Genomic DNA, 21,456 nt, shown 5'->3' with positions numbered 1-21,456 from the left:
GGGTGGGGATCGGGGAGTTCAGGGGGTGGGGCAGTCGCCCGTCCACCACGCGGCGGTCGCTCCGGGGAGCACACCGTCCGGGCAGGGGCCGCTGGAGAGGAGAGGAGTACCGGCGACCGGCGCGGCGACGGGTTCGGTGCCGAAGTTGACCGCGCAGATCAGGCCGTCGCCCCGGACCATGGCGAGGACCTGTGGCGGCGACTCCAGCCAGCGCAGGCTGCCCTCGCCCAGCTGGGGAAGACTGCGACGGAGCTGGAGCCCTTCGCGGTAGAGGTGCCAGAAGGAGCGGGTGTCGGCCAGCGCCCGGTCGGTGGCGTGTTCGGCGAACCACTCGGGCTGTGGCAGCCAGGGCCTGGCTCCGGCCGCGCCCTGGCTGAAGCCGAACGGGGAGGCGTGACCTGACCACGGCAGCGGTACCCGGCAGCCGTCCCTGATGCGCTTACGGCTGCCCGTGCGGTGGAAGATGGGGTCGGTGAGCACATCGTCCGGCAGGTCCAGGACCTCCGGGAGGCCGAGCTCCTCGCCCTGATAGACGTACGCGGCACCGGGCAGCGCCAGCATCAGCAGTGCGGCGGCGCGGGCACGAGCCGCACCCAGCCCACTGGCCTCCACGCCGGGCTCACCCGCGTAACGGGTGACCGTGCGGACCTGGTCGTGGTTGTTGAGCACCCAGGTGACGGTGGAGCCGGTTCCCGCGATGTCGCGTATCGCCTCCGTGATGGTGGTCCGGAAGGCGTCGGCATCCCAGGGGGCGCTGAGCAGATCGAAGAAAAAGGCCTGGTGCAGCTCGTCGGGCCGTACATACTCCGCGTGTTCGCGCGCGGTCGGTACGGAGACCTCGCCGACCAGCAGCCGCTCGTTGCCGTCCCGCGCCGTGTACTCCTCGCAGACCGAGCGCCAGCGCCGCCACACCTCGTGGACCTCGGGCTGGTTCCAGGCCAGCGGGTTCACCGAGTCCCGGGAGCGCTCGTCGGCGGCGGGGTCGGCCGAGTCGGGCAGCTCCGGGTGCTTGAAGAGGCCGGCGGCGACATCGATACGGAAGCCGTCCACGCCCCGGTCCAGCCAGAAGCGGAGCACCTGCTCGAAGGAGTCGCCGACCTCGGGGTTGCGCCAGTTCAGGTCGGGCTGCTGCGGAGTGAACAGGTGCAGATACCACTGCCCGGGGGTGCCGTCGGCTTCGGTGATCCGGCTCCAGGCGGGGCCGCCGAACATCGCCCGCCAGTTGTTGGGCGGCTCCGCGCCGTCCGGGCCGCGGCCGTCGGCGAAGTGGAACCGGGTGCGGGCGGCGCTGCCGGGACCGGCGGCGAGCGCCTCACCGAACCACGGGTGCTCGCTGGAGCAGTGGTTGGGGACGATGTCGAGCAGCAGCTTGAGCCCCAGTCGGCGGGCGTCGGCCATCAGCAGGTCGAATTCGGCCAGGTCGCCGTAGACGGGGTCGACATCGCGGTAGTCGGCGACGTCATAGCCGTGGTCGTGCTGGGGCGACGGATAGAACGGGCTGAGCCAGATGCCGTCGACACCGAGCTTCCTCAAGTACGGAAGCCCGGCCCGTACGCCGGCCAGGTCACCGATGCCGTCCCCGGTGCTGTCGAGGAAGCTGCGGACGTAGACCTGGTAGATCACCGCGTCGCGCCACCAGGCGGGGGCGGTGGTGGTGCGGGAGGGCTGGCCGAGGGCGGCCGGAAGAGCTGTGAACATCTCGCGTTGACCTGTTCCTGCTGGATGCGAGAGCGCCCCAGAGCGGGTGCGCTGTTATGCATGCATGTTAAGTAGCGGTGACGGGAAGGTGTCAACGATGCGGTGAAAATCTGCCGGATATGCCCGAGAATTTGGGGGTATGCAAAAATCGGTCAGTACTTAACATGTAAGTAGTGACCGGTGTGAAGGAGTGCGCAGATTCAGCCCTTGCGGGAGATCGATCCCAGCTCGCGGGACAGCCGGGCCACGGCCTGCTGCGGCGTCTGCCGCAGCGCCATGACGTCCTGTACGACGGCCTGCACGGCGAGACTCACCTGGTCGTACCGGGGGCTCTTGGGGCGCGGCTCGGCCGCCAGCACGCTCTGCCGAAGCGTCGGCAGATACGGGTAGGCCCGGATCAGAGCCGGGTCCTCGTACAACGAGGCGCGCACCGGCGGCAGCGAGCCCTTGGTGAGCACCTGCCGCTGGACGCGCTCGCTGGTGAGATAGGCGATCAGATCGGCGGCCGACTCCGGATGCCGGGAGTGGCTGCTGACCGCGAGATTGGAGCCGCCCAGCACACTGGTGCCCGGCCCGGACGGTCCCGGCAGCGGCACGGCGCCGAACTTGCCGGCCACCTTCGACCCCTTGGCGTTGGCCATCGCATACACATAGGGCCAGTTCCGCAGGAAGAGCAGCCGGCCGTCCTGGAACGCCTGCCGGGACTCCTCCTCCTTGTACCCGCGGGCCTTGGGGGAGATCCAGCCCTCCCGCACTCCGCCCGCCAGGAACTCGAGTCCGGCACGGGCCGCGGCCGAGTCCACGGTCACCAGCGCGCCGTCGTCCCGCAGGATCGAGCCGCCCGCCGAGTGCACGGCTTCGGTGGCGTTGACCGTCAGTCCTTCGTACGGCAGGAACTGACCGGCGTAGCCGTCCATGCCGTACTGGGGAGCGATCGTCCGGGCAAGCCGGGCCAGCTCCGCCCAGGTGCGCGGCGGCCGTTCGCCCGCCCGCTCCAGGATGTCCTTGCGGTAGTACAGCAAGCCGGCGTTGGTGACATACGGAACCGCGTACAGGCGGCCGTCGAAAGTTGCGGTGTCCACCACGGGCGCCAGGAAGGTGTTCAGCGGGAACCGGCCCGGCCGCAGCGGCGAGATCATGCCGGCCGCCGCGAACTCGGAGGTCCAGGCCACATCGATGTTCAGTACATCGAACCGGTCGCTGCCGGACCGCAGTTCGCTGATCATCTGGGCCCGGGTCTCGTCCGCCGAGTCGGGCAGCTCGACGAGCGTGACCTTCTCCTTCGGACGGCTGCGATTCCAGTCGTCCAGCAGCGGACCGAGATAGTCGGTGAGATCGCCCGCGGTCACCAGCGTCATGGGGCCGCGGCCCTTGGGGTCGCCGGCACCGGGCTGGGTGGCGAAGCCCGCGTAACCCGCGAGCAGCACCGCGACAACCAGAAGCCCCCTACCCGCGGCGTGCATCCACCGCATAGGTTCCTCCCAGTGCACCGATCCGGCTGCGCCGCCGTCCCATGTGGCCTATGTATACCCGTTAGGCATGGGCGATACTAGATGTCCAGGCGGAGAAGGCGGGTGGCGCGAACCACAGCCCGTATCCGAGCCAACAAGAAACTACGGAGCGGGAGGGAGGGGAGCGCGTGCGGCTGCCGCTCCTGGCACTCCTCTCCCGTGGCCCGGCGCACGGTTACGAGCTCAAGCAGGACCTTGAGAAGCTCCTGGGCGCCGCGTACCCTCAGCCGAACGTCGGCCAGATCTACGTCACCCTCGGGCGGCTGGAAAAGGTCGGTCTGATCGCCGGCGAGGACGTCGAGCAGTCGGGCAGGCCCAACAAGCGTACGTACCGGCTCACCGATGCCGGGCGTGAGGCCGTGCTCGCCTGGTTCGACGAGACCACGGACGAGCCGCGGGTAAGGGACGAGTTCTTCATGAAGATCGCCCTCGCCCCGGAGTCCGGGCTGGCCGACCCGGTCACCCTGATCAACAAACAGCGGCGGCAGTATCTGAACACCATGCGTGATCTGTCGAAGCTGGCCGCATCCGAGGACCGGAACAACAGGGTCTCCCAGCTACTGATCGAAGGCGCGATGCTGCATCTGCAGGCCGACCTCGACTGGCTGGAACGCTGTCAGGAGGAGCTGGAATGAGCGACGACGCCGCTCCTGCCGTGCTGGGCGAGTCCGGACCCGCAACCGGTCGGGGAGACACGGTGCCGATCGTGCGCGCCGAGGGCCTGACCAAGACCCATCGCGGCGAAGGGTCACCCGTGGAAGCCGTACGCGGAGTGGATCTCACCGTCCAGCCCGGGGAATTCGTCGCCGTCACCGGGCCCTCCGGCGCCGGCAAGTCCACACTGCTGCATCTGATCGGCGGACTCCAGCGGCCCGACAGCGGCCGTCTCTGGCTCGACGGCCGCCGGGTGGACGAGTATCGCGAGGCCCGCTGGGCGGTGCTGCGCCGCCGGAGCATCGGCATCGTGTTCCAGTTCTTCAACCTGGTCTCCGATCTCACCGTCGCCGACAACGTCGAACTGCCCGCGCTGCTCGCCGGCGCCTCACCCAGGGCAGCCCGGGACAGCCGGGCCGAACTGCTCGCCGAACTCGGCCTCGAAGGCAGGGAGCGGTCCATGCCGGGCGAGCTCTCCGGCGGCGAGCAGCAGCGCGTTGCCCTGGCCAGGGCGCTGGTGAACCATCCCGCGCTGCTGCTCGCCGATGAACCGGCCGGCAGTCTGGACAGCAGGGGCACCCGGGAAGTGCTCCGGCTGCTCTCCCGATTCCACCAGCGCGGACAGACCATCCTGCTGGTCACCCATGACGCCCGGATGGCCAGCGCTGCCGACCGGGTCATCAGCTTCTTCGACGGACGCATAGCCGACGACGCCGCGCTCGGGGCGGGGCGCCGCGGCCCGGGCGGCGGAGTCTCCGGCGTACTCGAACTGAAGGAGTGACCGTGCGGGCCACTCTGCGCTGGGCGCACGCCGATCTGAGGGCACACCGCGGACAGTCGCTCTTCGTCGTCCTGGCCAGCGCCGGGATCATCGCCTCGCTGCTGCTCGCCGTGGCCCTGTTCAGCTACGCCGCCAACCCCTGGCAGCGGATCTTCACCCAGTCCAAGGGCGCCCACGTCTGGCTGCACACCCGCGTCGCCGCGGACACGGACGCGCTGTCCGGGCTGGACGGTGTCGCCGGTGTCTCGGGGCCGTACCGCACCGGTCGGGCGACCCTGGAGTCCCGTGGCGTCAGGGCGAGCGTGTCCCTGCGCGCGGCCGGCACCGAGCCGCCGCAGATCGCCAGGCCGCTCGTCACCGCGGGCCACTGGCTCAATACACAGACAGCGGGCGTCGTGCTGGAGAGCTCGGTCGCGCGTGTGCTGTGGGCGGAGCCGGGCGACACCCTCACCGTCGCGGGATCGGACGGCACGGCCCGCACCCTCCGGGTGGCCGGTGTCGCCGAAGCCGCGGAACCCCGCTACCGACCGGGCGGCGAGCCCGGCATCGGCTGGGTGCTGCCGGGCACGCTCGACGCCGTGGCGCCACACAGCACCGGGCAGAGCGTCGGGCTGCGGCTGGACGATCCGGCCGATATCGACTTCACCGTCCAGCAGGCCGTCACCCTGCTCGGCGCCGACCGGGTCGCCCAGGTGACCAAGTGGCAGCAGGCGCGCGCCGAGGCCGGGAGCGACGACCGGCTTCTCGGGCAGCTGTTCGCCGTGTTCGGTCTTGGCGCGCTGCTGGCCGCCGCGCTCGCCGCATCCGGGGCGATCAGCGCCCGTATCCGCGGACAGCTGAGGGATATCTCGATCCTCAAAGCGATCGGGTTCACCCCGGGCCAGGTGGTACGCGGCTTCCTCGTCCAGCACCTCGCCTTCGCGCTGCTCGGGGTCACGCTGGGCACGGCGGCGATCGCCCTTCTGGGTGCCCGGATACCGGGCCGGATCGGGGATGCGGCCGGGGTGTGGCAGGAGCTGCCCGGGCACACCGCCGTGATGCTCGGCGTCCCGAGCGGCGCGGTGCTGCTGATCGCGACCGCCACAGGACTGGCCGCCTGGCGGGCCGGACGAGTACCGCCGGTACCCGTCGCCCGGGCGGCCCTGCCCTCGGCCGCACCGATGACCGGGCTGGGGCGCCGGGCACTGGGAATGCGGGTGCCGCCGGCGCTGGTGCTCGGCTGGCGGGCGGCCTTCCCCAGGCGGACTCGCACCCTGATCACGGTGGCCCGCCTTGCGCTGCCGCTGCTCATGATCACGGTTGCGCTGGTCGCCTGGTCCACTCTGGACATGTTCCGCAGCCGCCCCGCGGAGATGGGCGTGCCCGCAGCGCTGACCGTACGGGCCGAGCAGCCCGGCAGTCTGACCGGCCAGGAACTCGACCGCGCGCTGACCGCGCCGCCGGACGTCGCCGCGGTCCACCCCGGCGTGGAGGTCGCCGCCCTGGTACCCGGCCAGACCGGCACCATCACCCTGCGCGGGCTCGGCACCGCCCGCGCCCCCTATCCGTTCACCGTCGTCGAGGGGCGCACCGCCGATGGCCTCGACGAGGCGGTCGCCGGTCAAGGGCTGCTCGATCTGCTGGATGTACGGGTCGGCGACTGGGTGCGGATGACGGTGGAAGGACGGCCGCAGATTCTGCACATCGTCGGCCGCAGCATCGAACCGGAAGCCGGCGGCCGGGTGATCTCCACGACGGTCGACACGCTCCAGGAACGCGATCCCGCACTGCGGCCGGACTTCCACCTGCTCGTCCTGCGGCCCGGCGCGGATCCCCGGGCGGTGAGCAGCGCTCTCGCCGAGAGGGCCGGGGGCGCGCTGGAGATCCGCGAGACGGCCAATCCGGCGGACCGGCTGGAACCGGCGCGGGGCGTGATCGCGGCGCTGGTCGGGGTGCTGGCCCTGATCGGGTTCCTCGAGCTGCTGACACTGATCAGTACGGGGGTCCGTGACCGCGGCCGCGATCTGCTCGCGCTCAAAGCGATCGGTCTGACACCGCGGCAGATCAGCTCGGCGATCGTGGCGGCCGCCGGCTTCACGGCACTGGTGGCCGCCGCGCTGGGCACCGGGCTCGGGGTGCTGTCCGGCAGCTGGCTGGTGGACACCCAGGGTCGTTCCAGCGGTATGGGAGCCGGGATCGCCCATGTCCCGCCTGCCGTCCTGCTGGTGTCGGTGGTGGTCGGGGCAGTTCTGGGCGCGGTCGCGGCCGCGGCGGTACCGGCCGCCCGGACCGCGCGTCGGCGGCTGGCGGATTCGCTGTCCGAGACGCTCTGAGGCCGAGACGCTCTGAGACCGAGACGTTCCGAGAGGCTCTGACCACCCGAAGGCGGAGATTGCCGGAGCTGCCTCCTCAAGGCTTCACCGTCTTCGGCGCTACGCCCCGGGTGCGCACAGCACGGAAATCCGCTGGACGAGGTTGTTCGCGAACCCGCCGCGGTTCCACGGCTGGCTGAGCGGCTGGCTGTGGCCCTCGGCGTCAGTGGCCCGCACGCTCAGCACATGGCTGCCCGGCGTGGCGGTCCAGGACGCCTGCCAGTGGCGCCAGGCCCAGCCATGTCCGTCCGGCGGGGCGAGCTCGGCATCGCTCCAGGAGCGCCCGTCGTCGGTACTCACCTCGACCGTTGTCACCGGGGCACGGCCGGACCACGCCCGGCCCTCCAGTCGCACCCGGCCAGGACGTACGACACGGGTGCGGGACATGAAGTCCGGGAACCCGGGCGGGATCATGAGGGCACGCGGAGCAATCCGCGTGACCGGCTCGCCGGGATCTTCGGGCGACTGGCGGTAGCGGTAGGCCACCGCCTGCTGGAATCCGGTGAACGGGACGTCGGTGAGGGCGATGTCGCGCAGCCACTTCACGTGCGCCATGCCGTACCACCCGGGGACGATCAGCCGCAGTGGATGGCCGTGTTGCGGCGGCAAGGGCCGGCCGTTCATCTCGTACGCCACCAGCACCTCGGGATCGCGGCCCGTGGCCATGGGCAACGGGAGACTGCGCTGATAGTCCTGCTCGATGCCGCGCTCCACGCCATGATCGGCTCCGGTGAACACGGCCTCGACGGCATCCGCCTCCACCCCCGCCTCGGCGAGGAGTGTGCGCAGCGGCACGCCGGTCCACTCGGCTGTTCCCACCGCCTCGACCAGCCATGGCTGGCTCACCGGCCGTGGTGAGAGCCGGGCCCGGCCGTTGCCCGCGCACTCCATCGTCACGCGCTGAGTGACGGCCGGAAAGGACAGCAGTGTGCGCATGTCCAGGGTCAGCGGGGTGCGCACCCGGCCGCCGACGGTGAGCTTCCACGCGTCGGCATCGGCGGCGGGGATGTCGTAGTGGACCAGTACGTAGTGCAGTCCGGCCGGGGTGAGGTCGTAGCGCAAAGCCTCCAGCGGCAGCCCGTGGTTGCGGGCCGCGAGCGCCAGTTCCTCGATGGTGATGCCTTCGTCGGGTTCGGCGATGCGCCCCGGTGCGCTGATGTCACCGATGCTTCCGTCCATGGCCCCATGGTGCTCCCCGAGCCGGGCCCGGGCACCTGGCGATGCGGCGGGATTGCGCCGCTCGCCGACCGGCGGGACGCTGGTCATGTCAGCTCTTCGGCGTCCGGCTGCGCTTGCGGCCCATGACGGTGCCGGACCGCTGGCACGCACTGTTGCTCAGCAACAGCCCAGCAGGAGAGGCGACATCCGTCCCTGCCCCTGTTCCGCTCGGCCGCTGTTCCGCTCAGCCGCCGAGCGAGTTGGTCGGCTGTCTGAGAGAGCCCGGGCTTCCAGACGACCCGGGCCGGGGCCCGCCGTCGGCGAATACCACGGCGGCGAGGCCGGGATGCTGCGGCCGGAATGGCCGAAAGGCCTGGCGGGTTGCGGTCTGCACCTCGTCGAGGAGATCACGATGGACGGCACCACTCTGGAAGGAATGCGGACTGCCCTGCGCGGTCCGGTCATCGGCCCCAAGGACCCGGAGTACCACCAGGCCCGCAAGATCTACAACGCAATGATCGACCGTGAGCCGGCTGCCATGGTGCGGTGCACGGACGCGGCGGATGTGATGGATGCGGTCGATTTCATCCGCGACCACGGTCTCGAACTCGCCGTACGGGGCGGCGGACACAGCGGCCCGGGCCTGTGTCTGGTGGACGACGGCGTCACCATCGACCTGTCGCCGATGCGCTGGGTGCGCGTCGACCCCGCCGCGAAGACCGCCAGGGTGGGCGGCGGCAGTGTTCTCGGCGATCTCGACCATGCCGCACACGCCTTCGGCCTCGCCACCCCCGCCGGCATCATGTCGACAACGGGCGTCGGAGGCCTCACCCTCGGCGGCGGTCACGGCTACCTGACCCGCAAGTACGGTCTGACGGTGGACAATCTGCTGTCCGCGGACGTCGTGCTCGCCGACGGCAGTTTCGTCACCGCGAGCGAGACCGAGAACCCGGACCTGTTCTGGGCGCTGCGCGGCGGTGGCGGGAACTTCGGCATCGTCACCTCGTTCGACTTCCGGCTGAACCCGGTGCACACCGTGGGTGTCGCAATCACCGTCTGGCCGGTCGACAGCACCCGCGAGGTGCTGCGGTGGTACCGCGACTTCCTGCCGCAGGCACCCGAGGACCTCTACGGCTTCTTCGCGCTGCTCACAGTTCCGCCGGGTCCGCCGTTCCCGGAAGAGATCCATGGGCACAAGATGTGCGGCGTCGTGTGGTGCTGGACAGGAGACCTGGCCCGCCTAGAGGAGACTCTCGCGCCCGTGACCGAGCCCGGCCGGCCGGCCTTCCACTTCACGGCACCGATGCCGTACCCCGCGCTGCAGACCATGTTCGACGAACTGATCCCCGCCGGCCTGCAGTGGTACTGGCGCGGGTCCTTCTTCGACCGGATCACGGACGAAGCCATCGATGTGCACCTCAAGTACGGCGAGAACCTCCCCACCGACCTGTCGACCATGCATCTCTACCCGGTCGACGGGGCGGCCCACAAGGTCGGCACGGACGACACCGCGTGGGCCTACCGGGACGCCGTCTGGTCCGGTGTCATCGCCGGTATGGACCCCGACCCGGCCAACGCGCAGACGATCAAGCAGTGGGCCGTCGACTACTGGGATGAGCTGCAGCCGTACTCCATGGGCGGCTCGTACGTGAACTTCCTCGGCGCGGGCGAGGGCCAGGACCGGGTCAAGGCCACCTACCGCGACCACTACGACCGGCTCGCGGAGATCAAACGGATCTACGATCCGCACAATCTGTTCCACGCCAACCAGAACATCGAGCCCGCCAAGTAGCGGTGAACCCGCAGGCGGAGCATTGGCCAAAGGTGCTTCTGTGCCGCCTGTTGACCGGCATGCCGGGTAAGCGTTTCATGGAGTTAAAGGGCAGATAAAGGCTTCTATAGGAGGCGGCCCGCATGACCACCCATCCGAGCATTGAGCAACACCCCGACCTGGCCGAGATGCGATCTCGGTTCGAACGGGCGACCACCACTCCCCGTGCCCAGGCGATCGAGACCCTCGCCCTGCTCACGGGCCTGTACCTGGCCGCCTCACCGTGGATAGTCGGCTTCAACGGCCTCACCACTCTGGCCGTCTGCAATCTGATCACCGGCGTTGCCTACGCCATATGCATGGGCGGGTTCGGCTCGGCATACGAGCGGACCCACGCCATGGCCTGGTGCGCCATAGCCATCGGAGCATGGACGATCATTTCTCCGTGGGTCGTGTCCGGCAACGTGGATACGGTGCGCACCATGGTCAACAACATCATCGTCGGCCTCGTGGCCCTGCTGCTCGGCCTGGCCATGGCCGCCATGGACGACCGTCGAACCGGTCTCGCTCCCAGTCGCCTGCGCACTCGCGCCCGTTCCGCCCCCGGCTCCGGTGGCCCGAACATCGACCCGATGCGCTGACGGCCCTCAGCGCCCGAACGGGCCCCGCCGCCTCGGCGGCGGGGCCTCGCTGTGGTCAGACATATCAGGTGCACTGAGATGCGCGGCACGGCTGCCGGGGAGCATGCTGGCTGTGTGACCTGGTACGGCGCGGCCGGGTACACCCCGCAGAGCCAGAGTGGGGCAATGCCCGGGCGACTGAACGGCAGCGGCCGAGTTCCGGACGAGCTGTCCCTGGTGCTCGCACAAGCCGCGGTGGGCGCGACCGAAGCTGTCGGCGGGTACGCCGGCGGCGTCTATTTGCGCTCCCGCACGCGGGGGCTGCTGCGGTTGGCTGTGCTCGCCGGGCTGCCCGTCCGGCTGTTCCGCCCCTGGTGGCGTATGCATGTGAACCGCCCGTTCCCGGTGGCCGAGGCCTACCGCTCCGGTCAGGCTGTCCTCCTCGGCGACGCCGAGGAGGCCATGCGCCGGTTCCCGCAGCTTATGGCGGGCCTGCCGTACCCTTTCGGCTCGCTGTACGCGCCTGTCGTCGGCGGCGACGAGAAGTTCGGCGTGCTGGTGGTGCTGCGGCCCGCCACGCCCGGACACCCGGTCGACCACCCCGACCGCCGCCGGATGCAAACTGCCGCAAGGCGCCTCGGAACCGCTCTGGCGGAGCTGGGCGAGGACGGAGGGCTCGTCGAGTGGGACGGTGAACCGACGCCCGTCCAGTTGCCCACCGCCTCCGCCCCACCGGTGCGGATCTGTTACTTCGACTGGGACCTCGACAGCGGCGCCGTAACCGCCGACGACGAGCTGTGCGCGATCCTCGGCACCGACCCGGCGGGCTTCGCCGGCACCATCGAGGCTCTGGCGGAGCGTCTGGCGCCGGAGGACGCGTACGGACTGTGGGCCGTCGCCGCCCAGGCGGCCAGGTCGGGCGGGCCGGTGTCGCGCAGGATGTGGCTACGGGGACCGGACGGACGGTTGCATCTGCTCGAACTCTCGGGCCGTCGCACACAGCCGCCCGGCGACGGTCCGGGCAGCCACCTGACCGGTTACCTGGTGGACCTCGGCACCGGGCCGGCCGTCGCCGAGGCGACCGACCGGCTCCCGCGCGGCATCCTCTCGCTCGACCGCCTCGGGCGGATCACCCACATCAACCGCAATGCGGAGACTCTGCTCGGTCACGCACGGTCCGAGCTGGCCGGACGCGTTCTGTGGGACGTCCTGCCGTGGTTCGGGCACCCCGCCTACGAGGACCACTACCGGGCGGCACTGTTCGGGTACGACCCCGTCCACTTCATGGCCCGCCGCGGGCCCAAGGAATGGCTGACGGTCTCCCTCTACCCCAGCCACGACGGCCTGACCGCCACACTGACCCCGGCAGAGGAACCGGCCTATGCGTCAGGGTCCATCGTCAGGCCGGGCCCCGGGTTCGGCTCCCCGACCGACCGCGCGTCGTCGCTGTACCGCCCGGTCGCCCTGGCCATCGCGCTGACGGAGGCCGTCACAGCCCGTCAGGTGTCCGCCGTGGTCACGGAGGAACTGCTGCCCGCCTTCGGCGGCCGTCAACTGGCGATCTACCTGCTGAACGAGAGACATCTCTATCTGGCCTGGGAGACCGGTTTCCCGAAGGGTTTCCTCGACCGCTTCGACGGCGTCGCGCTCGACGCCCGGCTGCCCGGCGTCGAGACGCTCACCTCCGGCCGCCCCATCTTCTTCGAGTCCATGGAGCGACTGGCCGCCGCCTACCCCGGCATCCCCATCGACGCGGACGTCGGCGCCCGGGCCTTCCTGCCACTGATCGCCTCCGGCCGCCCCGTCGGCTCCTGCATCCTCGGCTTCGACCATCCGCGCGGCTTCAGCCCGGAAGAGCGCACCGTCCTCACCGCACTCGCCGGACTCATCGCGCAGGCCCTCCAGCGAGCCCAGCGTTACGACTCCGAAGCCGCACTCGCCCGTGGTCTGCAGGATGCTCTTCTGCCGCACCGGCTGCCGGTACTCGAGTTTGTCGACACTGTCGGGCGGTACCTCCCCGGCACCCAGGGCTTGGAAGTCGGGGGCGACTGGTACGACGTCGTGGAGACCGGCTGCGGGGAGCTGGCCCTGGTCATCGGCGATGTACAGGGACACGGTGTCTCCGCCGCCGCCACCATGGGTCAACTGCGCAGCGCCGTACGTGCCTTCGCGCTCAGCGGGCATGACCCGCAGGAGGTGATGAGTGGCACCAACCGGCTCCTCATCGACCTCGATCCGGGCCAGTTCGCCAGCTGCTGCTATATCGTCCTCGACCGGGAATCCGGCTCCACGCAGGCCGTACGGGCCGGGCACCCCCAGCCTCTGCTGCGCCATCCCGACGGCAGGACCGAGGTCCTGGACATCCCTGGTGGCGTCGTGCTCGGCGTCGACGTGGAGGCGTCCTACCCCGTCACCGAAATGTTGCTCGAGCCGGGCGCCGTCCTGGCTCTCTACACCGACGGACTGGTGGAGCAGCCGGGAATCGACATCGACCTCGGCGTCGAGCGGCTGCGCAGCGCACTCGCCAAAGTCGGCTCGAACCCTCTCGCCGACGCGGCGGACCGACTGATCCTCGAGGCCAGACAGGCCACCGACAGGCCCGACGACATCGCGCTGCTGCTCGCCGCCCGCTGGGCCGACGTCCCACGGCAGGCGCCATGAGCGTAGTGAACTCAGCCGAGGATGCCGGCTTCCGTGGCCCCCTGGATGTCACCAGGGCAGCCACGGCTGTGCTGGATGCCGAGGGCAGGGTCGTCGGATGGAGTCCGAAGGCGCAGGGGCTGCTGGGATACCCGCCCCAGGAGGTGCTTCAGCGCCCGATCGGTGCTCTGGTGGTGGAGCCCGTCGACGACATCCACCCGGCGGCAGACCTGGCGGGCGCGGCACATGGCGGCCGTCAGGTGCTCCATATGCGTCACCGGGACGGCCATATCGTCCGCGTTGTGACGGCAACGCATGCGCTGACCCACGAGGGCGCCGGGCCCGCCTGGCTCCTGGCGGTGGCCGATGCGGAGGAAACGGAGGAGTGGGAGTCCCTGCAGTCGATGCTCCGGGGGCTGGCCACCGAGTCACCCGTCGGTCTGGCCGTCTACGACACGGATCTGCGGGTGGTGTGGACTAACTCCGCCCTGCGTCAGGAGATGGGTACTTCGCAGTACGTCGGCCTGGGCCCGGACGAGATGGTGACCCATGGCAAGGTCCTGTCCCCGGGGTATCCGCCGACTCTGGAGGAGATGATGCGGCGGGTCCTCGCCAACGGCGAGCCTGTCATCGGGCTGCACTACAGCGGCCACCCGCCCGTGGACCCGGAGCACGACCACGTCTGGTCCTGTTCGTACTACCGGCTGCAGGACGCCGGGGGTGTCTCGCTGGGTGTGTGCGAGGAGACCGTGGACATCACCGACGCCTACCTCGCACAGCAGCGGCTGGATCTCCTGGTGCGGGCCGGCGGACAGGTGGGTACGACCCTGGACATATTCCGTACGGCGCAGGAGCTCTGCGTGGTCACCGTCCCGCAGTTCGCCGACGCGGTCACGGTCGACCTCCTGGAGGTCGTGCTGGCAGGTGATCAGCCCACGCAGGGATCCGCGCACGCGCGGGACATGGTCCGAGTGTGGGAGGAGCCGGAATCCAAGCGGGCGGGCCCGGGAGGGGCGCGGCCGGCGGGACGGGAGCGAGTCGACTACCCGCCGGATTCGCCCCAGGCACGCAGCCTGTCCTCCGGCCGTCCGGTGCTGGATGCCCCGGCGGATACGGAGCGCGGTAATGGGCAACTGCCGCCGCGCTCGCGGCTGGTCGTTCCGCTGCGTGCCGAGGGAGCCACCTTGGGGCTGGTCACCTTCTCGCGGGACCGCCACCCCGCGCCGTTCGACGACGGAGAGCGGGCCGTGGCCGACGAGCTTGTCTCGCGGACCGCCGTATGTATCGACAACGCCCGCCGTTTCACCCGTGAGCACGCCGCGTCCCTCATGCTCCAGCGCAGTCTGCTGCCGCAGAATCTGGCGCAGCTGACGGCAGTTGAGCTGGCGTACCGCTATCTGCCGGCGGACAGCAGGGCCGGGGTGGGCGGCGACTGGTTCGACGTCATCGCCCTGTCGGGCACGCGGGTGGGCCTGGTCGTGGGAGACGTGGTCGGTCACGGGCTGCGCGCTGCCGCCACCATGGGCCGTCTGCGTACGAGCGTACGGGTGCTGGCCCGGCTGGACCTCGCGCCGGAGGAGCTTCTCGCGCGCCTCGACGACCTCGTCGGGGAGGGCGCCAACGAGCAGGCGGCCGTCCTTGACGCGGGCGAGCAGGTGCCCCACGACGAAGCGCTCGGGGTGACGTGCCTGTACGCCGTGTACGACCCGGTGTCCGGAGTGTGCCGCATGGCGCGGGCCGGGCATCCGCCTCCCGCGGTCGTCCACTCCGGTTCCGGCACCGTCACCTTCCCCGACCTTCCCGCGGGGCCTCCCCTCGGCCTGGGCGCCGTGCCCTTCGAGAGCGTGGAGATGAAACTGCCGGAAGGCAGCCTCATCGCCCTGTTCACCGATGGCCTCGTCCGGAGTCGCGACCGGGACGTCGACGTCCAGCTCGAAACGCTCGGCGCAGTGCTCACCGAGCATCGACGCCCGCTGGACGAGCTGTGCGACCAGGCAGTGGCCGCGCTGCTGCCGGGCCCCGTGGACGACGACGCCGCGCTGCTGCTCGTACGTACACAGAAGCTGGACCGCCATCAGGTGGCCGAGTGGGAACTGGCCGCCGATCCGGAGGAGGTCGGCCGCGCCCGGGCCGTGGCCACCGAGCAGGTCGGCGCCTGGGGACTGGACGACCTCGTCTTCATCACCGAACTGGTGGTGAGCGAGCTCGTCACCAACGCCCTCCGGTATGCCGACGGCCCGATCCAACTGCGGCTCATCCGCGACCAGACGCTGATCTGCGAGGTCTCCGACACCGGACACACCTCACCCAATCTGCGTCATGCCGGCAGTGAGGACGAAGGCGGCCGTGGTCTCTTCCTCGTCGCACGGATGACCCAGCATTGGGGAACGCGCTACACATCGACCGGCAAGACGATCTGGGCCGAGCAGACTGCTCTCCGTGCAAACCCCGACCATCTCCGGTGACACTCCGCGCCAGATCTAAGAGACGCCCGTGGCCAGGTCGTCTCCGGTGGGCGCCGTACTCTCCCGCTCGATCAGCCGGGGGAGCGGCACTGGTACCGACCGGGCCGCGCCGCCGTCGAGCAGAGCGGTCAGTTCCTGTGCGGCGATCCGCCCGAAGGCGACCGTGTCCCGGGAGAGTGCCGTCAGCCAGGGATGGACCATGCGGCACAGCACGGAGTCCTCCCACGAAACGATCGACACGTCGCCGGGAACGGAGAGGCCAAGGCCCGCCGTGACGGCCGCTCCGGCCGCTGCCATCACGTCGTTGTCGTAGATGAGTGCGGTGGGCGGTGTGCTCCCTTCCAGCACCCGGCGGGTCACCGCAGCGCCCTCGGCGTCGGAGTAGTCCGTGGCCAGCGACCGGACCTCGGTCAGCCCGCGCCGGCCGGCCTCGGCGCGCAGGGAGCGGATGCGACGGTCGGTGTGGGCGAGTGACGGCAGGCCCGCGATATGCACGATCCGCCGGTGCCCCAGCTCGTACAGCCGGCCCACGACGGAAGCCATCGCTCCGGTGTCGTCGGCGCGTACCTGCGACAGGTTGGGATGCTGGTCCGGCAGTCCGCCGATGACGACACCGGGCAGGCCCAGCTCGTCGAGGAGCTCCGGACGCGGGTCGTCGGTCCGCGGGTCGACCACCAGGACACCGTCGACCCGGTGCTCGGCCCACCAGCGGCGGTAGACCGCGCACTCGGTCGGTACATCCTCCACCACCTGGAAGAGCAGACCGAGTTGACGTTCCGCCAGGATCTCCTGGATACCCGAGATCAGCTGGAGGAAGAAGGAGTCCACGCCCAGCGTCGCGGCCGGCCGTGCCAGCACGAGGCCGACCGTCGCCGAGCCCTCGCCGGACAGTGCGCGAGCCGCCGTGCTCGGCCGCCAGCCCAGCTGTTCGGCGACGCGCCGGATCCGGTCACGGGTGATCTCCGAGACGCCGGGCCGGTCGTTGAGCGCGAAGGACACGGCGCTCTCCGAGACCCCGGCACGCTGAGCGATGTCCTTCATCGTCGGGCGCCGCGCGGGAGCGCGCCTGGTCGGCGAGGTGTCCTTGTCGGACGGGGTATTCGCTGCCATCCGCGCCTCTTTCCCCCTGCGTACTAATGCGCTTGAGCACATGCACTCTAAAGCGTATTAGCCGATCACTGCAAGTCGTTCCTTGCACGCTTCTGACCTGGACTAATGTTCGCCATTACGCATTAGTTCCACCGAATGTATTGACTTCATCGACGGTTCACTTGCAAGGTCTGCACGTCTGGTCCGAGCAAAGGAGTCGTTCACCGTGCGCATCCCCCGCAGGGCACTCGCTGCTGCCGCCGTCCTCGCCACCGTTCTGCCGCTCAGTGCCTGCGGCGGCGGATCCGACGCCGGTTCGTCCGACGCATCCGGCAAGGTCGAAGGCAAGATCACCTTCCAGACCTGGAACCTGCAGGCCAACTTCAAGGACTACTTCAACGGAGTCATCGCGGCCTTCGAGAAGAACTACCCGGGCACTGAGGTGAAGTGGGTCGACCGGCCCGCGGAGGGCTACGCCGACAAGATCAGCGCCGATGCCGCAGGCAATACGCTGCCCGACGTCGTCAATGTCTCCCCGGACCTGGTGGCCCCGCTGGCCAAGGCCGGGCTCGCGCTCGACCTCGACAAGGCGGCCTCGAAGTACCGCAAGGAGTATCTGCAGGGCGCCTGGCAGAGCCACCGGATACCGGGCGCGGACGGCACGTACGCCTTTCCCTGGTACCTCAACACCGGCCCGCTCTTCTACAACAAGCGTCTCTTCAAGGATGCCGGACTCGATGCCGAGAAGCCCCCGAAGACCTATGACGAGGTCTTCGATGCCGGGCTGAGGATGGCAGGGAAGAGCAAGGGGAGGATCGCGACCCTCGCGAATGTGCCCACCATCGAGGACTTCGGCCGCTACGACGTCCCGCTGATGAACAAGGAAGGCACCGGCTTCGCCTTCAATGACGCCAAGGGAGTGGAACTCCTCACCCGCTACAAGGAGTTGTACGACGCCAAGGCGCTCGACCCGCAGGCGTTGACGGCGACCCCCGAGTCGTCGGGCCACAAGTTTCTGACCGAGTCCGTCGCCATGAACCCCGGCAGCGCGCTGGACCTGGAGAACTTCAAGAAGCAGGCCCCGAGCCTCTACAGGAACATCGGGATCACCGACCAGGTCAGCAGCACGGGCAAGGTCAATATGTATGTCATGGGCGTCATGGTGAACTCCCGGGCCAAGCAGAAGCCCGCCGCCGTCGCCTTCGCCCACTTCGTGACTGACGCGACCCGTCAGATGGAGTTCGCCAAGAAGGTCGCCATCTTCCCGAGCACCGCAGGATCGCTCGACGACCCGTACTTCACCAAGGAGGACGGCACTGATGTGACCCGGGTGCGCATCGCGGCCGCCAAGTCCCTGAAGACCGCGGTCAATTACACACCGGTGCTGTTCAGTGAGCAGATGAAGACGGAGCTGCGCAACGCGGTGGCCCGGGCGCTGCAGGGCAAGGAGAGCCCCAAGGAAGCGCTTGATAACGCTGTCAAGGCCTGCGACCGGCTGCTGCGGCAGAGCTGAGCCGAGTCCGCGATGAAGACCCCCACCGCCTCCGAGGCGATCTCGCCCGATCCCATCACGGCGGGCCCGGCCGTCCGGAACCCCGGCTCCGACGGCCGCCGGCCCGCCCGTGGGATCAGGCGCCAACTGCCTTCCAGCCCCTGGCTGTTCGCGGCGCCAGGTCTCCTGGTCGTCGGTACCTTCAGCCTGTATCCGTTCCTCAGTACCCTGGTCAACGCTTTCACCGACCGCCGCACCCTGGTCCCCGGTCAGTACGTGGGCCTCGCCAACTTCCGGGAACTGCTCGACGACGAGATGTTCTGGATCGGGCTGCGCAACAGCACCCTGTACGTCCTCGGTGTCGTCCCCGCCCTGGTGATCCTGCCGCTGCTGCTGGCGATGCTCGTACAGCGGCACATCCCCGGCATCACCTTCTTCCGCTCGGCCTTCTACACCCCGGTCGTCGCCTCCATCGTCGTGGTCGGCCTGATCTGGGTGTGGATGCTCGACGACCGAGGACTGATCAACTCGGTGCTCGAGGCGGTCGGCGTCGGCAAGGTCGGCTTCCTCAGCGACCAGTGGCTGCTGCTCGGCAGCGCGATGGCGGTCACGGTCTGGAAGGGCCTCGGCTACTACATGATCATTTATCTGGCGGCGCTGGCCAATGTCCCGCGCGAGCTGCACGAGGCCGCCGCCGTCGACGGAGCGGGGGCCGTACGCCGCTTCTGCACCGTCACCGTCCCCGCGGTCCGCTCCACCATGGTCCTCGTCGGTGCGCTCTCCTCCGTCGCCTCTTTCAAGGTCTTCTCCGAGGTCTATCTGATGGCAGGTCCCAGCGGCGGCCCGGCAGGCGAGGACACCACGCTCGTGATGCTCGTCCAGCGCGTCGGCACCGGACTGACCGGCCGTGTCGGCTACGCCTCGGCCATCTCGGTGGTCGTCTTCGTCGTCACCGTCGCCCTGATGCTGCTGGTCCTCCGCGCCGACCGCAAGGAGGACGCATGAGCCTCATGAAGATCACGGACGCCGACGGCAGGCGCATCCCCGGCTGGCAGCTCGTACTCCGCTACAGCCTGCTGATCGCCGTACTGGCGCTGACCGTCGGGCCTTTCTTGTGGCAGCTGTCCACCTCGCTCAAAGGCCCGCACGAGGACATCTTCAGCTCACCGCCCACATTCCTGCCGGGCGAGCCGACGCTCGACAACTACGCGCGCGTCTCCCGGACCATCCCGGTCTGGGACTACGCGCTGAACTCGCTGAAGGTCGCCACCGCCAATGTGCTGACCAACTGCATCGGCTCCGCACTGGCAGGCTATGCCCTCGCCCGGATGCGCTACCGCGGACGCAGGGTCGCGACCCTGGTGTTCATCCTCGCGATGCTCGTCCCCGTCGAGGGCATCATCATCGCCCAGTTCACCACCATGCGTGACCTCGGTCTGAACAACACCCTGATCGCCGTACTGCTGCCCGGCTGCATCGCGGCGATGAACGTCCTGCTGATGCGCAATGCCTTCCTGAATCTCCCGCACGAGGTGGAGGAAGCGGCATTCGTCGACGGGGCCACCGCATGGCAGCGATTCCTGCGCATATCCCTGCCCTCGGTCAAGGGCACCCTCGCCGTCGTCGCCATCTTCGCCTTCATGGGCGCCTGGGACGACTTCCTGTGGCCCCTGATCGTACTCAGCGACCCGGAGAACTTCACCCTGACCATCGGCCTGAACTATCTGCACGGCACCTTCGCCAACGATGAACGCCTCGTCGCCGCGGGCACGGTCATCGCCGTACTCCCGTTGATCGTTCTCTTCGCCTGTCTGCAGCGCTTCTTCTTCCGCGGTGTCGGCGAGGGCGCCGTCAAGGGCTGACCTGCCCGGCTCCGATCCGAGTGCCGCACCACAGAACCAGGACACCCCTTCCCCATGAGCTCTTCCGTGCCGCGCTTCGGCGCCAACTACACGCCCAGCCAGGGCTGGTTCCACCACTGGCTGGACTTCGACCTCGACGCCGTACGCGCCGACCTGGACTCGATCGCCGGCCTCGGCCTCGACCACATCCGGGTTTTCCCGCTCTGGCCGCTCTTCCAGCCCAACCGGACCCTCATCCGCCCGCGCGCCGTCGAACAGCTCGTACAGCTCGCCGACGCGGCGGCCGAACGCGGTCTGGACGTCAACGTCGACGGCCTGCAAGGGCACTTGTCGAGCTTCGACTTCCTGCCCGCATGGACCCGGACCTGGCACCGGCGGAACATGTTCACCGACCCCGATGTCGTATCGGGACAGGCCGAGTACCTGCGTACGCTCGCGGCCGCGCTCGGCGACCGGCCGAACTTCATCGGCATGACCGTCGGCAACGAGATCAACCAGTTCTCCAGCGGCCCGCACCCCGATCCCGACCGCATCTCGGCCGAACAGGCCGGGAGTTGGCTGCGGCGGCTGCTCGACGCCTGTGAGGCCGGGGCGCCCGGCAGGCTCCATCTGCACGCCGAGTACGACGCGGTCTGGTACCAGGACGACCACCCGTTCACCCCCGCCCACTCGGCACGCATCGGCGCCGCGACCGCCGTGCACTCCTGGGTCTTCAACGGCACCGCCCAGCGGCACGGGCGTACGGGAGTTGCGACCGAGCACCATGCCGCCTATCTGATCGAGCTCTCCAAAGCCTGGGCTCTCGATCCGCGCCGGCCCGTATGGCTGCAGGAGGTCGGAGCACCCGCGCCGCTCGTCCCGGCCGAGCACGCCGCCCACTTCGCCGAGGCGACCGTGGCGAACGCGCTGGACTGCCAGGACGTCTGGGGAGTCACCTGGTGGTGCTCCCACGATGTGTCCCGCTCGCTCGCGGACTTCCCCGAACTCGAGTACAACCTCGGTCTGTTGACCAACGACGGGCAGGCCAAACCGGTCGGCCGCACGATCGCGCGCATCGTCGAGGAGTGGCGGGGGAAGGAACACAGTCCCGCGCCGCGCGCCACCGCGCTCGTCGTCGACACCGGTGACGAGGAGTCGGCGCCCCGGCGATCCAGGTGCGCACCCGGTGGCGCCTTCTTCGAGGCCTTCGCCCGGCTCACGATGGAGGGCGTCCGGCCCACGGCCGTCCTCGCGGGCTGCGCGGAGGACAAGGAGCACCTTGCTGCACGAGGCATCACCGAAGTGGTAACCCCGGGGCAGGTCGGCGCATGACCTTTCCCCACCCCGCCCCTACCCGTAACTGGGGCTCCGCCCCAGACCCCGCT

15 protein-coding genes are annotated in these 21,456 nt (G+C 69.6%); 11 read left to right on the top strand and 4 right to left on the bottom strand.

Annotated features, from left to right (window positions below):
- Positions 1–18 precede the first annotated feature (18 nt).
- Together OG735_RS04185 and OG735_RS04180 are read right to left on the bottom strand one after the other, a co-directional pair.
- A complete protein-coding gene (locus OG735_RS04185) occupies positions 19–1,698 on the bottom strand; it encodes a glycoside hydrolase family 13 protein (protein WP_327321770.1) in 1,680 nt (559 codons plus the stop codon).
- 200 nt (positions 1,699–1,898) lie between these two features.
- Positions 1,899–3,170, bottom strand: coding sequence for an ABC transporter substrate-binding protein (locus OG735_RS04180; RefSeq protein WP_327321769.1), 1,272 nt, complete (start codon positions 3,168–3,170; stop codon positions 1,899–1,901).
- Positions 3,171–3,337: 167 nt separating this feature from the next.
- On the opposite strand from OG735_RS04180, the gene OG735_RS04175 reads away from it, so the two are divergent.
- From OG735_RS04175 to OG735_RS04165, 3 genes are read left to right on the top strand one after another with little or no spacing between them, the layout of a single operon-like run.
- Complete coding sequence (locus OG735_RS04175) at positions 3,338–3,844, top strand: PadR family transcriptional regulator (RefSeq protein ID WP_327321768.1); 507 nt, start codon at positions 3,338–3,340, stop codon at positions 3,842–3,844.
- Positions 3,841–4,644 (top strand): ABC transporter ATP-binding protein, encoded by an 804-nt coding sequence (locus OG735_RS04170; RefSeq protein WP_327321767.1) that lies wholly within the window; start codon positions 3,841–3,843, stop codon positions 4,642–4,644. Before OG735_RS04175 ends, OG735_RS04170 begins: the two co-directional genes overlap by 4 nt.
- 2 nt (positions 4,645–4,646) lie before the next feature.
- Entirely contained in the window at positions 4,647–6,956 is a 2,310-nt protein-coding gene (locus tag OG735_RS04165; RefSeq protein ID WP_327321766.1) for an ABC transporter permease, read from the top strand.
- A 99-nt stretch (positions 6,957–7,055) separates the two neighbouring features.
- On the opposite strand, the gene OG735_RS04160 is transcribed toward OG735_RS04165, so the two are convergent.
- Positions 7,056–8,174: a sulfite oxidase gene (locus OG735_RS04160; RefSeq protein ID WP_327321765.1), complete on the bottom strand. Its 1,119-nt coding sequence runs from the start codon at positions 8,172–8,174 to the stop codon at positions 7,056–7,058.
- A gap of 391 nt (positions 8,175–8,565) precedes the next feature.
- Between OG735_RS04160 and OG735_RS04155 the strand changes: the two genes are divergently transcribed.
- From OG735_RS04155 to OG735_RS04140, 4 genes are all read left to right on the top strand, one after another.
- Positions 8,566–9,945: an FAD-binding oxidoreductase gene (locus tag OG735_RS04155; protein WP_327321764.1), complete on the top strand. Its 1,380-nt coding sequence runs from the start codon at positions 8,566–8,568 to the stop codon at positions 9,943–9,945.
- Positions 9,946–10,067: 122 nt separating this feature from the next.
- Positions 10,068–10,565, top strand: coding sequence for an SPW repeat protein (locus OG735_RS04150; RefSeq protein ID WP_327321763.1), 498 nt, complete (start codon positions 10,068–10,070; stop codon positions 10,563–10,565).
- A 78-nt stretch (positions 10,566–10,643) separates the two neighbouring features.
- The gene (locus tag OG735_RS04145) at positions 10,644–13,205 is read left to right on the top strand and encodes a SpoIIE family protein phosphatase (protein ID WP_442812377.1); all 2,562 of its coding nucleotides are present in this window, start codon (positions 10,644–10,646) and stop codon (positions 13,203–13,205) included.
- Positions 13,202–15,649 (top strand): SpoIIE family protein phosphatase, encoded by a 2,448-nt coding sequence (locus OG735_RS04140; protein WP_327321761.1) that lies wholly within the window; start codon positions 13,202–13,204, stop codon positions 15,647–15,649. The genes OG735_RS04145 and OG735_RS04140 overlap by 4 nt, the downstream gene beginning before the upstream one ends.
- Positions 15,650–15,664: 15 nt before the next feature.
- On the opposite strand, the gene OG735_RS04135 is transcribed toward OG735_RS04140, so the two are convergent.
- The gene (locus OG735_RS04135; protein WP_327321760.1) at positions 15,665–16,759 is read right to left on the bottom strand and encodes a LacI family DNA-binding transcriptional regulator; all 1,095 of its coding nucleotides are present in this window, start codon (positions 16,757–16,759) and stop codon (positions 15,665–15,667) included.
- A 205-nt stretch (positions 16,760–16,964) separates the two neighbouring features.
- Here OG735_RS04135 and OG735_RS04130 point away from each other — a divergent pair, with 205 nt between their 5' ends.
- Genes OG735_RS04130 through OG735_RS04115 form a run of 4 tightly spaced genes read left to right on the top strand, consistent with a single transcriptional unit; the run spans position 16,965 to position 21,403 of the window.
- Positions 16,965–18,251, top strand: coding sequence for an ABC transporter substrate-binding protein (locus OG735_RS04130; protein ID WP_327321759.1), 1,287 nt, complete (start codon positions 16,965–16,967; stop codon positions 18,249–18,251).
- Between the two features lie 12 nt (positions 18,252–18,263).
- The gene (locus OG735_RS04125) at positions 18,264–19,235 is read left to right on the top strand and encodes a carbohydrate ABC transporter permease (RefSeq protein WP_327321758.1); all 972 of its coding nucleotides are present in this window, start codon (positions 18,264–18,266) and stop codon (positions 19,233–19,235) included.
- Positions 19,232–20,092, top strand: a complete 861-nt coding sequence (locus OG735_RS04120) for a carbohydrate ABC transporter permease (protein WP_327321757.1) — start codon at positions 19,232–19,234, stop codon at positions 20,090–20,092. Before OG735_RS04125 ends, OG735_RS04120 begins: the two co-directional genes overlap by 4 nt.
- A gap of 54 nt (positions 20,093–20,146) precedes the next feature.
- Positions 20,147–21,403, top strand: a complete 1,257-nt coding sequence (locus tag OG735_RS04115; protein WP_327321755.1) for a glycoside hydrolase 5 family protein — start codon at positions 20,147–20,149, stop codon at positions 21,401–21,403.
- Positions 21,404–21,456 lie beyond the last annotated feature (53 nt).

The organism is Streptomyces sp. NBC_01210 (assembly GCF_036010325.1).
Lineage (GTDB): Bacteria > Actinomycetota > Actinomycetes > Streptomycetales > Streptomycetaceae > Streptomyces.
Note: the sequence above shows the minus strand (reverse complement) of the source record. Positions and strands in the feature narration are given on the sequence as shown.